Below are 14986 nucleotides of genomic sequence, written 5' to 3' on the forward strand. Positions count from 1 at the left end.
GGCATGGCCCTCGAACTGGTCCTCATCACCGGAATGTCCGGCTCCGGCAAGTCGGTGGCGCTCCGCGCGCTGGAGGACGCGGGCTACTTCTGCGTCGACAACCTGCCGCCGGAGCTGCTGCTGTCCTTCGTCGACCTGCAGCACCAGGAGACACGGCGGCGCGTGGCGATCGCGATGGACGTGCGCAGCGGCACCTCGCTGCCGCAGGTGCCGGCGCAACTGCGCGAGCTGATGGAGCGCGGCGTGGCCGTGCGGCCCCTGTTCCTGGATGCGACCACCGACACGCTGGTGCGCCGCTTCTCCGAGACGCGCCGGCGCCATCCGCTGTCGAAGTCCATCAGCGAGACCGGGGCCGACCTGCACCGCGCGCTGGTGGAAGCCATCGAACTGGAGCGCGAGGAGCTGGCGGAGTTGCGCGAGCACGCGCACGTGATCGACACCAGCGTGCTGCGCGCGTCGCAGCTGCAGGACTACGTGAAGGCCCTGCTCTCCGCGCCGCACGCCCAGCTGACGCTGGTGTTCGAATCCTTCGCCTTCAAGCGCGGCATCCCGGTCGACGCCGACTACATCTTCGACGTGCGCATGCTGCCCAACCCGCACTACGAGCCGGAGCTGCGCGACCTGACCGGGCGCGACGCGCCGGTGGCCGAGTACCTGGCGGCCAGCGAGCAGGTGCAGGACATGTACGCGGACATCGCGTCCTTCCTCGACCACTGGCTGGAGCCGCTGGCGCAGAACCACCGCAGCTACGTGACGGTCGCCATCGGCTGCACCGGGGGCCAGCACCGCTCGGTGTACCTGGTGGAGAAGCTGGCGGAGGAGTTCGGCGGCCAGTGGACGACGCTCAAGCGCCACCGGGAGCTGGGCAAGACCTAGGCGTTCTCGAGGAAGCGGCGCACCGGCGACGGCAGTCCGAGCGCTGGCCATTCGCCCGCGGTGAACCACTTGCCTTCGGCAGGCGCCCACTCGCGCGGCAGCACGGCCTGCACCGGGTGGAGGTGCAGGTCCTTGTGCGTGAGCACGTGCACGAAAGGCTCCACTTCGCGAACGCGTGTGGCCGCCGGCAGCAAGGCATCGAGCGCATCGCGGCTGCCGAACACCGGCAGGCAATAGAGCCCCGCCCACACACCCGGCGTCGGCCGCCTCTGCAGCCACACCGAACCATCGCCCGCCTGCGCGTGCAGCAGCCACAGCGACTCCGCGCTGCGCTTCGACTTGCGCGTCTTCACGGGGTAGTCCGTCGGATTGCCCGCCGCGGCCGCGGCGCACAGCGGCTGCACGGGGCAGATCAGGCAGCTGGGGTTGCGCGGCAGGCAGACCGTCGCGCCGATGTCCATCAGGCCCTGCGTGTAGCGCGGCATGCTTTCCTGCAGGTCGCGATCGGGCAGCAGGGCGCGCGCGTGGTCCCACAGTGCCCGCTCGTTGGCGCCGGCGCTCAGGTCCGCGCCGAAGGCGAGCACGCGCGTGAGCACCCGCTTGACGTTGCCATCCAGGATGGCGGCGCGCTCGCCGAAGCAGAACGAGGCGATCGCCGCCGCGGTGGATGGCCCGATGCCGGGCAGCGTCTGCAGCACTTCGGCGGTTCGCGGGAAGGCGCCGCCGTGCAGGGCCACGACGTCCTGCGCGCAGCGGTGCAGGTTGCGCGCGCGGCTGTAGTAGCCCAGGCCGCCCCACAGCGCCAGCACGTCGTCCAGCGGCGCGGCGGCGAGGGCCTGCACGTCGGGGAAGCGTGCGAGGAAGCGTTCGTAGTAGCCCAGCACCGCCGCCACCTGCGTCTGCTGCAGCATGATCTCGGAGAGCCAGACCCGGTACGGGTCGCGCGTGTTCTGCCAGGGAAGTGCGTTGCGGCCGTGGGTGCGCTGCCACTGCACGACCCGGCCGGCGAAACCCGCCGGGAGCGCCATCAGGCCGCCGTCTTGAGCGCTTCGGCGTGCGCGTTGCGCGCCGCCATCGAGCTGTTCGTCAGGTGCGTGGTCAGCTCGGCCAGCTTGGCGTCGAGCGAGTCGAGCGCGTTTTCCTGCGACTGGATTTCGGCGATGCGGTCGTCGAGGCCACTGGCCGCCTGCTGGATGCGTTCGATCGCCTCCAGCCGCCGGCCGAAGTTGCGGCGGCGTTCGCGCAGCTGCGCATCGAGCTGCGCGGCAGCCGACTTGTTCCACAGCTCCACTTCGCCCAGCGCGGATTCGTAGATCACGCGCAGGCGGGTGGCCAGCGCGCGGACCAGGCGGTCTGCGAACTCGGGCTGCGCCAGGCGCAGCGCGTTGCTCACGCCCAGGTACTGGTTGTGGCTGCGCTCGACCAGGTCGAGGTCGCGTTCGTAGCGGGCCAGGTCCGGTTCGCGCGGCGCCTGCAGCGAGAAGCCGTACTCGGCGTTCAGCTGGCGGAAGGTGCCCGTCAGCATGGTCTGGATCTCGCCGCTCACCTTTTCGGCCTTGCGCAGGCCTTCGCGCAAGCGGTCGAAGGTCTGCGAGTACGCCTTGCGCACGCCCAGCTTCAGGCCGGGGGTGCGCAGTGCGGTCGTGAGTTCGGCCATCTCGGACTTGAGCGTCGCCGTGCCCAGCAGGTTGAACACGTCGCGCAGCAGCTTCAGGTGCACCGAGCGCACGGCGTGGATCTTCGCGCCGCTGGCGTCGAAGTCGGCCTGCTCCTGCTCGATGCGCGCGCGCATGTGCTTGATGACGGAGATGTTCTTGCCGCGCAGGCCCTTCAACTCCACCATCTGCTCGGCGAGGTCGCGCCGGCGGATGCCCAGCACGCGCATGGCTTCCGTGCGCAGTTCGCTGATGTTGGTGCCGACGGAGCCGCGCAGGATCTTCTGCCGCTGCCCCATCACGCCGTTGGCGAGCGCCTGTTCCAGCACCGGCAGCTGGCTGGCCTTGAGCAGTTCGGCGTTGTTGTTGACCTTGGCGACCAGGCCCTTCTGGCCGGACACCGGGATCACCTGGTGTTCCTGCAGCCCGAGGATCTCGGCCGTCGTGCTGCGCTGGCGGTCGATCTGCGCCTGCACCTGTGCGGGCGTGCTGAGCGCGTCCCACATGGTGTCGATCTTGTTCAGGACGACCAGGCGCGAATCGGCGCCTTCGTCCTCGGCGATCAGGTGCTCGCGCCAGATCGCCAGGTCGGACTTGGTCACGCCGGTGTCGGCGGCCAGGATGAACACCACCGCGTGCGCCTGCGGGATCAGGTTGACGGTCAGTTCCGGCTCGGCGCCGATGGCGTTCAGGCCGGGGGTGTCCAGGATCACCAGCCCCTGCTTCAACAGCGGGTGGGCGATGTTGATCAGGGCGTGGCGCCAGCGCGGCACTTCGACCAGCCCGTCGGCCCCCATCATCGGGTTGTCCTCGGGCGCGTCGTCGTGCCAGAAGCCGAGGGCGCGCGCCTGTTCGAGCGTCACGCGGTTGATCTCGGAAACCTTCTCGAAGGCTTCGGCCAGCTGCGCGGGATCGTTGACGTCCAGGTCCACCCGGTGCCACTTCTCCGGCACCATGCGCCACTCCATCAGCGGCTGCGTCTGCAGGCGCGTTTCGATGGGCAGCAGCCGCAGGCAGGGCGGCACTTCGGAGTCGTAGCCCAGCTCGGTCGGGCACATCGTCGTGCGCCCGGCGCTGGCCGGCATGATGCGGCGCTTGTAGCCGGCGAAGAAGATCGCGTTGATCAGCTCCGACTTGCCGCGCGAGAACTCGGCGACGAAGGCCACCATGACCTTGTCGGTGCGCATCTGGCTTTCCAGCCGGCGCAGCCGCTCTTCGACGGCGCTGTCGATCAGGTCGTGGTCCTTCAACCACTCGGACAGGAGTTTCAGCCGCAGGGCGAACTCGCGCCGCCATGCGCCGTGCTGGTCGAATTGCTCGTTGAAGGAAGTAGCCACTTAGTCCCAAGACCTCGCGATGACTATAGCATCGGCCCTTCCCACGGATCAGTTTTTCTGGCAGTGCGGGCAGTAATACGTTGCGCGTTGTCCCTGCCGGATCATGCGGATGGGCGTTTTGCACACCCGGCACGGCTCGCCGGCACGGTCGTAGACCATGGCTTCCAGCTGGAAGTAGCCGGCCTGGCCGTCGGCGTTGGAGAAGTCCCGCAGCGTGCTGCCACCCTTGGCCACGGCACGGGCCAGCACCTCGCGGATGGCGGCATGCAGGCGCGCGGCGCGCGGCCGGCTGATGCGCGCCGCCGGCAGCGTGGGGCGGATGCCGGCCAGGAACAGCGCCTCCGAGGCGTAGATGTTGCCCACGCCCACCACCACGTCGCCGGCCAGCAGCACCTGCTTGATCGGCGCCTTGCGCTTCTTCAGCGCCGCGTGGAAGGCCGCCGGGTCGAAGCCCTCGTCCAGCGGTTCGACGCCCAGCCCCCCGAGCAGCTTGACGGCCTCCGGCGCCGCCTCGCCCGCGCAATGCACCACGGCGCCGAAGCGGCGCGGGTCGTTCAGCCGCAGCACGCCGCGGCTGGTGACCAGGTCGAAGTGGTCGTGCAGCGCGGCCTCCGGCATCGCGGCGTCGAAGCGCAGGCTGCCGGACATGCCCAGGTGCAGCAGGAGGACGCCCTCGTCCAGGTCCAGCAGCAGGTACTTGCCCCGGCGGCGCACCGCGCGCACCGTGCGGCCGACGAGCGCCTGCGGATCGCAGCCGAGCGGCCAGCGCAGCGGCTTGCCCATGCGCACGGCCTGCACCCGCGCCCCCACGATGCGGTCGGCAAAACTGAGGCGCGTGACCTCGACTTCGGGCAATTCAGGCATGCGACAGGAATGGATCCGCGGCGTGGCGCGGCTGGAGGGGACGACAAAGTATCATGGTTCGATGATGCGATTCCGTCAGTCGGCGCTCACCGCGCTCCTTGCCTGGTGCGCGGCCAGCACCCCCCTGTTCGCGCAGCCCGCCGGCTCCGCCACGCCCGCGAGCACCGTGCAGGAAAACGCCAGCAGCGGGCTGGACGCGGCGCTGTTCTACCAGCTGCTGCTCGGCGAACTGACGGTACGCGGCGAGGAGCCGGGCGCCGGCTTCGCGCTGATCCTCGATGCCGCCCGCAAGACGAACGACCCCGCGCTGTACCAGCGTGCCGTGGAGATGGCCTTCCAGGCCCGCTCCGGCGAAGGCGCGCTGACCGCCGCCCGCGCATGGAAGCAGGCCCAGCCGCAATCGCGCGAGGCGAACCGCTACGTGCTGCAGATCCTGGTGGCCCTGAACCGGCTGCCCGAAAGCCTGGAGCCGCTGCGCGCCGAGATCGCCCTGTCGCCGGCCACCGACCGGCCGGCCATCATCACCTCGCTGGCGCGGACCTACGGGCGCGCCGCCGACAAGAAGCAGGCTGCCGCCATCGTCGAACAGGGCCTGGCCGACTGGCTGAACAAGCCGGAGACCGGCGCCGCGGCATGGGCGGCCGTGGGCCGGCTGCGCCTGGGCGCCGCGGACACCGCGGGCGCGCTGGAGGCCGCGCGCCGGGGCCAGGCGCTGGACGTGAAGTCCGAAGGACCGGCCCTGCTGGCCCTCGAGATGATGGAGCCGAAGCAGCCGCAGGCCGAAGCGCTGGTGCGCAAGTACATGGAAGGCACGCCGCTGCCCGAAATGCGCATGGCGTACGCACGGGCGCTGCTGGATGCGAACCGGCAGGCCGAAGCGCTGGCGCAGCTGCAGGTGATCACCCGCGAGCGGCCGGACTTTCCCGAAGGCTGGCTGGCGCAGGGCACGCTGCTGGTACAGGACAACCAGCTCGCGCCGGCCGAAGCGGCGCTGAAGAAATACCTGGAGCTGTCGCAGGCCCAGTCCGGCGAGGAACGCAGCCGCGGGCAGGCGCAAGCCTTCCTGTCGCTTGCCCAGATCGCCGAGAAGCGCCGTGACTTCGCGCAGGCCGGCGCGTGGCTGGACCGCATCGAGAATTCGCAGGACCTCGTGCAGGCGCAGAACCGGCGCGCCTCCATCCTGGCCCGCCAGGGCCGCATGGACGAGGCCCGCAACCTGATCCGCGCCCTGCCGGAACGCACGCCCGCCGACGCGCGCATGAAGGTGATGGCCGAAGTGCAGCTGCTGCGCGACAACAAGCAGTACAAGCCGGCTTTCGACCTGCTCGCCCAGGCGCTGGCGAAGGACCCGTCGGATGCGGATCTCGCCTATGACCAGGCCATGATGGCCGAGAAGCTGGGCGACTTCGCGGGCATGGAAAGGCTGCTGCGCGAGATCATCGCGAAGAAGCCGGACTACCACCACGCGTACAACGCGCTGGGCTTCTCCCTGGCCGAACGCAACCAGCGCCTGCCGGAAGCCAAGCAGCTGATCCAGAAGGCGCTGGAGTACGCGCCCGGCGATCCCTTCATCACCGACAGCCTGGGCTGGGTCGAGTTCCGCATGGGCAACCGCGTCGAGGCGCTGCGCATCCTGCAGGGCGCCTACAAGGACAAGCCGGATCCCGAGATCGCCGCGCACCTGGGCGAGGTGCTGTGGAGCCTGGGCCAGCGCGAGCAGGCCCAGTCGATCTGGCGCGAGGGCTTGTTGCTGAATGCGGAGAACGAAACGCTGCAGGAAACCTTGAAGCGGCTGAGGGTGCGTCCGTGATGCGCCTGCGCCACGCGGCCTGGGCGCTGCTGTGCGCCCTTTTCCTCGCCGGCTGCGCCACCCCGCAACGCACGCCCGCGGCCCCCGGCGTCCAGGCGTGGGCCGGCCGGCTCGCGCTGACGGTCGAAGGCCAGGCGAGCCAGTCCTTTTCCGCCGGCTTCGAGCTCAAAGGCGCGCCCGAGACGGGCGAGCTCACCCTGTTCAACCCGCTCGGTGGCACGCTGGCCGCGCTGTCCTGGTCGCCCGGCACGGCGACGCTGCGCCAGTCCAACGGCAGCACGCGGCAGTTCCCCTCGCTGGAAGCGCTGGCGCAGGAAGCCACCGGCGCGCCGCTGCCGATCGCCGCGCTCTTCGACTGGCTGGCGGGCCGGCCCACGCCCGTGGCCGGCTGGCAGGCCGACGTGACGCAGGTCGCCGAAGGCCGCTTGCGCGCGCAGCGCAGCGAACCGCCGCCGGCCGCCGACCTGCGGGTGGTCTTCGAACGTTGAGGCCGCGGTGCGCGCACTGCACGACGTCCCCGCCCCGGCCAAGCTGAACCTCTTCCTGCACGTCACGGGCCGCAGGCCCGACGGGTACCACCTGCTGCAGTCCGCCTTCATGCTGCTGGACTGGCACGACACCCTGCATTTCGAACTGCGCCCGGGCGGCCAGCTGAGCCGCGAAGACCTGGCGGCGCCGCTGCCGGCCGACGACCTGGTGTTGCGCGCCGCACGCGCGCTCCAGCAGGCCACCGGCACGTCGCACGGTGCGCACGTCGCCATCGAGAAGCGGCTGCCGGCCGAAGCCGGGCTGGGCGGCGGCTCCTCCGACGCGGCGAGCTGCCTGCTGGCGCTCAACCGGCTCTGGCAGACCGGGCTGCCGCTGCCCGCCCTGGAAAAGATCGGCCTGGCGCTGGGTGCCGACGTGCCCTTCTTCCTGCGCGGCCGCAACGCCTGGGTGGAAGGCATCGGCGAGCGGATCACGCCGCTGGCGCTGCCGAGCGCGCGTTTCGTGGTGGCGAAGCCACCGCGCGGCCTGGCGACCAGGGACATCTTCAACGACCCCGTGCTGAAACGGGACACGGGCAGTGCTACAATCTCGGGCTTTGCTGCAAACCCCTACGGTTTTGGTCACAACGACCTGGAACCGGTGGCCAGGCGGATCTGTCCCGATGTGGAACAGGCCCTGCAATGGCTGGGTTCGCAGGGCTTGCGAGGCCGGATGACCGGCTCGGGCAGCGCGGTCTTCGCGCTGTTGCCGCCGGGTCACCGCCCGGTGCAGGCCCCGGCGGGCTGGGTGGTCAAGGAATGTGGCAATTTGGAGGTTCATCCCCTGGTGGGATGGGCACCCAGCGACGATTCGGTTCGGGGCTGATTTTTTCGGCCACGGACCCGTGTAGGGGAGTCGCCAAGTTGGTTAAGGCACCGGATTTTGATTCCGGCATGCGAGGGTTCGAGTCCTTCCTCCCCTGCCAAACCGTTTAGTTGGGTCACAAGGCCGAAGCGTTCCTCATGCAGGTATCTCCTCCCACTCCCGATTTCATGGTGTTCACCGGCAATGCCAACCCGGCATTGGCGGAAGAGATCGCCGGCCACCTGGGCATCTCGCTCGGGGCCGCCTCGGTCAGCCGCTTCTCCGACGGCGAGGTGACCGTGGAGATCAACACCAACGTGCGGGCCCGGGACGTCTTCGTGGTGCAGTCCACCTGCGCCCCGACCAACGAGAACCTGATGGAGCTGCTGATCATGGTCGACGCGCTCAAGCGCGCCTCGGCCGAACGCATCAGCGCCGTGATCCCGTACTTCGGCTACGCCCGCCAGGACCGCCGCCCGCGTTCGAGCCGCGTGCCGATCTCGGCCAAGGTGGTGGCCAACCTGCTGGAAACGGTGGGCGTGGCGCGCGTGCTGACGATGGACCTGCACGCCGACCAGATCCAGGGCTTCTTCGACATCCCGGTGGACAACATCTACGCGTCCCCGGTGCTGCTGGGCGACCTGCGGCAGAAGAACTACGACGACCTGATCGTCGTGTCGCCGGACGTCGGCGGCGTGGTGCGCGCCCGCGCGCTGGCCAAGCAGCTGAACACCGACCTCGCCATCATCGACAAGCGCCGCCCGAAGGCGAACGTCTCGGAAGTGATGCACGTCATCGGCGAGATCGAAGGCCGCAACTGCGTGATCATGGACGACATGATCGACACCGCCGGCACGCTGGTGAAGGCGGCCGAGGTGCTGAAGGAACGCGGCGCCAAGAACGTCTACGCGTACTGCACGCACCCGATCTTCTCGGGCCCCGCCATCGAACGCATCGCCAAGGGCGACGCGCTCGACGAGGTGGTGGTCACGAACACGATCCCCCTGTCGGACAACGCGCGCGGTTGCGCCAAGATCCGCCAGCTCACGGTCGCGCCGCTGGTCGCAGAGACGATCCAGCGCATCGCCAAGGGCGAGTCCGTGATGTCCCTCTTCTCGGACCAGGTCAACCTGTTCTGAGTTCGCCGCCCCTTCGCGGGGGCATTTTTGAAACGGGATCGCACTGGTCGCGGTCGGTCCCTGATTTGGAGCCAGTCATGAAATTCACCGCTTTCGAGCGCAAAACGGAAGGTACGGGTGCGAGCCGCCGTCTCCGCAACATCGGCAAGACCCCGGGCATCGTCTACGGCGGCGAAGGCCAGCCGCAGCTGATCGAGCTGGACCACAACGCGCTGTGGCACGCCCTGAAGAAGGAAGCCTTCCACTCCTCCATCCTCGAAATGGAACTGGGCGGCGCCACCAGCAAGGTGCTGCTGCGCGACGTGCAGTACCACCCGTTCCGCCAGCAGGTGCAGCACGTGGACTTCCAGCGCGTGGACGCCAACACCCGCATGCACATGAAGGTGCCGCTGCACTTCAAGGGCGCCGAGGAATCGCAGGCCGTCAAGATCGACAACTGCATGGTCAACCCGGTGGTCAACGAGCTGGACGTCTCCTGCCTGCCCTCCGACCTGCCCGAGTTCATCGAAGTCGACCTGTCCGGCCTGAAGAAGGGCATGTCCCTGCACCTCGCCGACATCAAGCTGCCCAAGGGCGTGAAGGCCGTGACGCACGGCAAGCCGAACCCGGTGATCGTGTCGGTGGTGGTCAACAACGTGGCTGAAGAGCCCGCTGCCGACGCCGCCGCCGAAGGCGCCGCTCCCGCGGCCGACGCCAAGGCCGCACCGGCCAAGGGCGGCAAGGACGCCAAGCCGGCCGCCAAGGCCCCGGCGGCCAAGGCGCCCGCCGCCAAGAAGTAAGGATCCCGTCGTTCCCGCGCAGGCGGGAATCCAGGTCGCCCTGGGTCCCCGCCTGCGCGGGGATGACGAGAACACCAAAGCCCGCGCATGCGGGCTTTTTTTCGTCCCGGCGTGGTGACAATAGTCGTGTCGCGCCACCGCGCTTTCCATCTACCTTCCGATCATGATCAAGCTGTTCGTCGGCCTGGGCAATCCGGGCACCGAGTACGAAGGCACGCGCCACAACGCCGGCTTCTGGTGGGTGGACGAACTCGCGCGCGAATTCAAGGTGAACCTGGTCCACGACCGCGGCTACCACGGCCTGGTGGCACGGGCGAACGTGCACGGGCAGACGGTCTGGCTGCTGGAGCCCCAGACCTTCATGAACCTGTCCGGCAAGTCGGTCGCCGCCCTGGCCCGCTTCTACAAGATCCAGCCGGACGAGATCCTCGTGGTGCACGACGAACTCGACGTCGTGCCCGGGCAGGCCAAGCTCAAGTTCGGCGGCAGCCACGCCGGCCACAACGGCCTGCGCGACATCCACGGGCAACTGGGCACCGGCGACTACTGGCGGCTGCGCATCGGCATCGGCCACCCGGGCGTGAAGTCCGAAGTGGTGAACTGGGTGCTGAAGAAGCCCGCGCCCGAGCAGCGCACCGCCATTGAGGACTGCATCTCGCGCACGCTCAAGGCCGTGCCGGCGCTGCTGGCCGGCGAGATGGAAAAGGCCACGCTGATCGTCCACACCCACTCGGCCCCGCGGCCCAAGCCGCCGCGGCCCGAGGGGACCTAGCTTCCACCCACCGCGAAGGAGCCCAGACCGTGCACCACTCCCGACCCCTCCTCATGGGCTCCGCCCTGCTCCTGGCCGCGCACGCGGCCGGTGCGCAGACGATCTACCGCTGCGGCAACAGCTACGGCACGCAGCCCTGCGCCGGCGGCACCATCGTGGAAGGGCAGCCGAACGCGAGCCCCGAGGAGGCCGCCCGGGCGCGGCGCGGCGCCGAAGCGGACGCGAAACGCGCCGACGAACTGCAGAAGGCGCGGCTGGCGCAGGAGCAGGCGGCGCCCAAGGCGGTGGTGATGGGGCCGGCGCAGAAGCCGTCGGAGGTGAAGCCGCCGAAGAAGGCCGGGAAGGACGGCAAGCCGGGCAAGCCGCCCGGCGACTTCACGGCGATGGGGCCGAAGCCGGCAAAGCCGGCCAAGTAAGCGTCATTCCCGCGAAGGCGGGAACCCAGGGCTTCCAGCCTGCGGCTCCGGCTGTCCTTGCGGCACCTGCTTCGCCTGCGCCACCAGCCGCTGGTATTTCTGCCAGAGCGTCTCGCGGTCTTCCACCCGTTGCGGGTTGACCGGGATGCAGGCGACCGGGCACACCTGCACGCACTGCGGCTCGTCGAAATGGCCGACGCACTCGGTGCATTTGTCCGGATGGATCTCGTAGATCTCCGGCCCGAGCGAGATGGCCTCGTTCGGGCACTCCGGCTCGCACACATCGCAGTTGATGCATTCGTCCGTGATCATCAGAGCCATGCGCAAGGTCTCCCGGGAACTTGTGTCATTATCCCCGGCTGCATGAGCCTGTTCCTGTTCAAGCGCCTGATCACCCTGATTGCGACGCTGGTAGGCACCTCGGTGGTCGTCTTCCTGGTGCTGGAGATCCTGCCCGGCAACGCGGCGCAGATCATCATGGGCCCCGATGCCGCCCCCGAGGCGGTCGAAGAGCTCACCCGCAAGCTGGGCCTGGACCAGCCCGCGATGCAGAGGTACTGGGACTGGATCGCCGGCATGCTGCGCGGCGACCTGGGCCTGAGCTACGCGTACAGCACGCCCGTCGGCGAACTCGTGCTGGAGCGCCTGGCGCTGACCGTGCCGCTGGCCGTGATGGCCATGGTGCTCACCACCGTGCTGGCGCTTGCCGCCGGCATCTACGCGGCGTCCCGCCACAACAAGCTGGGCGACGTGGGCGTGATGGGCCTGACGCAGATCGGGATCGCCATCCCCAACTTCTGGTTCGCCATCCTGCTGATCCTGCTGTTCTCGGTGCACCTGAAGTGGTTCTCCGCCGGCGGCTTCCCGGGCTGGGAGGAAGGCATCCTGCCGGGGCTGCGTGCCCTGCTGCTGCCCGCGCTCTCGCTCGCGGTGGTGCAGGCCGCGATCCTGGCGCGCTTCACGCGGTCGGCCGTGCTGGACGTGCTGCGCGAGGATTTCGTGCGCACCGCGCGGGCCAAGGGCGTGTCGCAGCGCGGCACCCTGTGGGGCCACGTGCTGCGCAACGCGCTGATCCCGGTCGTCACCATCATGGGGCTGCAATTCGCCGAGCTGCTGGCCGGCACCATCGTGGTGGAGAGCGTCTTCTATCTCCCCGGCCTCGGCCGCCTGATCTTCCAGTCGATCTCCAACCGCGACCTGATCGTCGTGCGCAACTGCGTGATGCTGCTGGCGGCGATGGTGGTGATCGTGAACTTCATCGTGGACATCCTCTACGCGACCATCGACCCCCGCGTGAAGGCGAGCGACATATGAGCGCCGTGCTCGATCCGGTGCCGCTCGCGCCGCTGCAGGGCCCCGGCTTCTGGAAGCGGGCGCGCCGCAGCCCCAGCTTCATGGTCGGCCTGGTGCTCAGCCTGCTGCTGGTGTTCGCCGCCGGCCTGTCGTACCTCTGGACGCCGCACGACCCGTACAACGTCGACATGGCGCTGAAGCTGCGGGCGCCGGACGCCACGCACTGGCTGGGCACCGACCCGTACGGCCGGGACGTGGCCTCGTTGCTGCTGGTGGGCGCCCGGGCGTCCATCGCGGTCGGCCTGATCGCGGTGAGCATCGGCCTCCTGCTCGGCACGGCGCTGGGGCTGCTGGCGTCGGCCAGGCGCGGCTGGGTGGAGGAGGGGATCATGCGCCTCTCCGACTTCGGCTTCGCCTTCCCCGCGATCCTGTCGGCCATCATGCTCACGGCGGTGTTCGGCCCGGGCATGGTCAACGCGATCATCGCGATCGGCATCTACAACATCCCCACCTTCGCGCGGATCACCCGCGCCTCCGCCAACGCGATCTGGGGCCGCGAGTTCGTGCTGGCCGCGCGCGCCTGCGGCAAGGGCGCCTTCAGCATCACGGTGGAGCACGTGCTGCCGAACATCCTGTCGGTGCTGATCGTGCAGGCGACCATCCGCTTCGCGATCGCGATCCTGGCCGAAGCCGCGTTGTCCTACCTGGGGCTCGGCACCCAGCCGCCGCAGCCCTCCTGGGGCCGCATGCTGAGCGAGGCGCAGACGCTCCTGTTCCAGGCGCCGATGCTGGCCGTGTTCCCTGGCGTGGCGATTGCATTGGCCGTGCTGGGCCTGAACCTGCTGGGCGACGGCCTGCGCGACCTCTTCGACCCCCGCCTTGCGCGCAAACGCTGAATGCCGCTCCTCCAAGTCCAGGACCTCTCCGTCGAACTGCAGACGCACCGCGGCCCCGCCTTCGCGGTGCGCGACGTGAGCTTCTCCCTGGAGCGCGGCGAGACGCTGGGCGTGATCGGCGAATCCGGCTGCGGCAAGTCGATCACGGCCATGGCGCTGATGGGCCTGCTGCCGGAGAATGCGCGCGTCACGGGCAGCATCCTGTTCGAAGGCCAGGAACTGGTGGGCCGCGGCGAACGCGAGATGTGCGCGCTGCGCGGCGACCGCATCGGCATGATCTTCCAGGAGCCGATGACGGCGCTCAACCCCGTGCACAGCGTGGGCCGACAGGTGGCGGAACCGCTGCGGCTGCACCGCGGCCTGTCCGCCGGCGCCGCGCGCAAGGAAGCCATCGCCCTGCTGGACCGCGTCGGCATCCCCGACGCCGCGCGCCGCATCGATGCCTATCCGCACCAGTTCTCGGGCGGCCAGCGCCAGCGCGTGACCATCGCCATGGCGCTCGCCTGCGGGCCGGACCTGCTGATCGCCGACGAGCCCACCACGGCGCTGGACGTCACCATCCAGCGCCAGATCCTGGACCTGATCCGCGACCTGGTCGCCGAACGCGGCATGGGCCTGATGCTGATCTCGCACGACCTCGGCGTGATCGCCCAGAACGTGCAGCGCATGCTGGTGATGTACGGGGGGACCGTGGTGGAGAGCGGGACGACGCAATCGGTCTTCGCCAACCGCATGCACCCGTACACGCTGGGGCTGTTCGGCGCACGCCCGGGGCTGCGCACCGCCCGCGGGCAACGCCTCGCGACCATCCCCGGCACCGTGCCCGAGCTGGTCGACCTGCCGAAAGGCTGCCCCTTCGCGGGGCGCTGCCGCTTCACCATCCCGGAGTGCAACGCACAGGTGCCGCCGCCCTACGAAGTGGTGCCCGGCCATCACGCGCGCTGCATCCGGCTGGACGTCGTCGCGGCCGAGAAGATGAAGGTGGCTGCATGACCGCTCCGCTGCTCCAGGTCGAGAACCTCGTGCGCGAGTACACGCTGCCGCGCGAGAAGCTGCTGCAGCCGCCCGGCAAGGTGCACGCGCTCAATGGCGTGAGCTTCACGATCGAGGCCGGGCGCAGCCTTGGCGTGGTCGGCGAATCCGGCTCGGGCAAGTCCACGCTCGCCCGGCTGGTGATGGCGCTCGACCAGCCCACGTCCGGCCACGTGCGCATGCTGGGACGGGACCTGCACGCGCTGCCGCGCGAGGAACTGCGGCTGGCGCGCCGCGACTTCCAGATGGTGTTCCAGGACCCGTACGGTTCGCTGGACCCGCGGCAGACCGTCGAACGCATCGTGAGCGAGCCCCTCGCAGCACAGGGCTCCGGCCGCGACGAGCAGCGCGAACGGGCCCGCGAGGCCCTGCAGGCGGTGGGCCTGCGCGCCAACGACCTGGGCAAGTACCCGCACGAGTTCTCCGGCGGCCAGCGCCAGCGCATCGCCATCGCGCGGGCGCTGATCACGCGGCCGCGCCTGATCGTCGCCGACGAGCCCGTGAGCGCGCTGGACGTCTCGGTGCAGGCGCAGGTGCTCAACCTGATGCAGGACCTGCAGCAAGAGTACGGCATCACGTACATGCTGATCAGCCATGACCTGGCGGTGGTGCACCACCTGTGCGAGGACGTCGCCGTGCTCTGGCAGGGCCGCATCGTCGAACAGGGGCCGCCCGAGCGCCTCTTCACCGCCGCGGAGCACCCGTACACGCGCGCGCTGCTGGAGGCCGTCCCGCAGGCGGAACCGCCGCCCCTGGCGGTCAACCCTCTTGATTCGCCTGCCTGA

The 14986-nt window shown here is 69.6% G+C and carries 16 protein-coding genes and 1 tRNA gene; 13 read left to right on the forward strand and 4 right to left on the reverse strand.

Translation table 11 applies throughout. From position 1 onward, the window contains the following. The first annotated feature begins 3 nt into the window (after positions 1 to 3). Entirely contained in the window at positions 4 to 876 is an 873-nt protein-coding gene (gene rapZ / locus IM787_RS03120; RefSeq protein ID WP_193675162.1) for an RNase adapter RapZ, read from the forward strand. On the opposite strand, the gene mutY is transcribed toward rapZ, so the two are convergent. Genes mutY through mutM form a run of 3 tightly spaced genes read right to left on the reverse strand, consistent with a single transcriptional unit; the run spans position 873 to position 4732 of the window. Next, positions 873 to 1904, reverse strand: a complete 1032-nt coding sequence (gene mutY, locus IM787_RS03125; protein WP_193675163.1) for an A/G-specific adenine glycosylase — start codon at positions 1902 to 1904, stop codon at positions 873 to 875. The two genes, rapZ and mutY, sit on opposite strands and share 4 nt — an antisense overlap. After that, complete coding sequence (locus tag IM787_RS03130; protein WP_193675164.1) at positions 1904 to 3868, reverse strand: dynamin family protein; 1965 nt, start codon at positions 3866 to 3868, stop codon at positions 1904 to 1906. Before IM787_RS03130 ends, mutY begins: the two co-directional genes overlap by 1 nt. Before the next feature lie 48 nt (positions 3869 to 3916). Further along, on the reverse strand, positions 3917 to 4732 hold the full coding sequence (gene mutM / locus IM787_RS03135; RefSeq protein ID WP_193675165.1) for a bifunctional DNA-formamidopyrimidine glycosylase/DNA-(apurinic or apyrimidinic site) lyase: 816 nt from the start codon (positions 4730 to 4732) through the stop codon (positions 3917 to 3919). Positions 4733 to 4793: 61 nt separating this feature from the next. On the opposite strand from mutM, the gene IM787_RS03140 reads away from it, so the two are divergent. The 8 genes from IM787_RS03140 (at position 4794) to IM787_RS03175 (ending at position 10980) form a co-directional block, all read left to right on the forward strand. Next, a complete protein-coding gene (locus IM787_RS03140) occupies positions 4794 to 6542 on the forward strand; it encodes a tetratricopeptide repeat protein (protein WP_193675166.1) in 1749 nt (582 codons plus the stop codon). Next, a complete protein-coding gene (locus tag IM787_RS03145) occupies positions 6542 to 7030 on the forward strand; it encodes an outer membrane lipoprotein LolB (protein WP_193675167.1) in 489 nt (162 codons plus the stop codon). The genes IM787_RS03140 and IM787_RS03145 overlap by 1 nt, the downstream gene beginning before the upstream one ends. 7 nt (positions 7031 to 7037) lie before the next feature. After that, positions 7038 to 7895: a 4-(cytidine 5'-diphospho)-2-C-methyl-D-erythritol kinase gene (ispE, locus tag IM787_RS03150; protein WP_193675168.1), complete on the forward strand. Its 858-nt coding sequence runs from the start codon at positions 7038 to 7040 to the stop codon at positions 7893 to 7895. A gap of 23 nt (positions 7896 to 7918) precedes the next feature. Beyond that, positions 7919 to 7995: transfer RNA gene (locus IM787_RS03155), tRNA-Gln, on the forward strand. A gap of 37 nt (positions 7996 to 8032) precedes the next feature. Further along, positions 8033 to 9013 carry a ribose-phosphate pyrophosphokinase gene (locus IM787_RS03160; protein WP_193675169.1) on the forward strand — a complete coding sequence of 327 codons (981 nt, stop codon included), beginning with the start codon at positions 8033 to 8035 and terminating at the stop codon, positions 9011 to 9013. A gap of 77 nt (positions 9014 to 9090) precedes the next feature. After that, the gene (locus IM787_RS03165; RefSeq protein WP_193675170.1) at positions 9091 to 9792 is read left to right on the forward strand and encodes a 50S ribosomal protein L25/general stress protein Ctc; all 702 of its coding nucleotides are present in this window, start codon (positions 9091 to 9093) and stop codon (positions 9790 to 9792) included. Positions 9793 to 9955: 163 nt separating this feature from the next. Then, positions 9956 to 10564: an aminoacyl-tRNA hydrolase gene (pth, locus tag IM787_RS03170; protein WP_193675171.1), complete on the forward strand. Its 609-nt coding sequence runs from the start codon at positions 9956 to 9958 to the stop codon at positions 10562 to 10564. A gap of 29 nt (positions 10565 to 10593) precedes the next feature. Further along, positions 10594 to 10980, forward strand: a complete 387-nt coding sequence (locus IM787_RS03175; RefSeq protein ID WP_193675172.1) for a hypothetical protein — start codon at positions 10594 to 10596, stop codon at positions 10978 to 10980. 3 nt (positions 10981 to 10983) lie between these two features. Here the strand turns inward: IM787_RS03175 and IM787_RS03180 are convergent, their stop codons facing one another. After that, complete coding sequence (locus tag IM787_RS03180; RefSeq protein WP_193675173.1) at positions 10984 to 11301, reverse strand: YfhL family 4Fe-4S dicluster ferredoxin; 318 nt, start codon at positions 11299 to 11301, stop codon at positions 10984 to 10986. 42 nt (positions 11302 to 11343) lie between these two features. Between IM787_RS03180 and IM787_RS03185 the strand changes: the two genes are divergently transcribed. Genes IM787_RS03185 through IM787_RS03200 form a run of 4 tightly spaced genes read left to right on the forward strand, consistent with a single transcriptional unit; the run spans position 11344 to position 14986 of the window. Then, entirely contained in the window at positions 11344 to 12294 is a 951-nt protein-coding gene (locus IM787_RS03185; protein WP_193675174.1) for an ABC transporter permease, read from the forward strand. Continuing rightward, positions 12291 to 13169 carry an ABC transporter permease gene (locus tag IM787_RS03190; protein WP_193675175.1) on the forward strand — a complete coding sequence of 293 codons (879 nt, stop codon included), beginning with the start codon at positions 12291 to 12293 and terminating at the stop codon, positions 13167 to 13169. Before IM787_RS03185 ends, IM787_RS03190 begins: the two co-directional genes overlap by 4 nt. After that, positions 13170 to 14162: an ABC transporter ATP-binding protein gene (locus IM787_RS03195; protein ID WP_193675176.1), complete on the forward strand. Its 993-nt coding sequence runs from the start codon at positions 13170 to 13172 to the stop codon at positions 14160 to 14162. It begins immediately after the preceding gene. Beyond that, positions 14159 to 14986: an ATP-binding cassette domain-containing protein gene (locus IM787_RS03200; protein WP_193675177.1), complete on the forward strand. Its 828-nt coding sequence runs from the start codon at positions 14159 to 14161 to the stop codon at positions 14984 to 14986. Before IM787_RS03195 ends, IM787_RS03200 begins: the two co-directional genes overlap by 4 nt.

This window comes from Ramlibacter pallidus, assembly GCF_015070875.1.
In the GTDB taxonomy this organism is placed as follows: Bacteria; Pseudomonadota; Gammaproteobacteria; order Burkholderiales; family Burkholderiaceae_C; genus Ramlibacter; species Ramlibacter pallidus.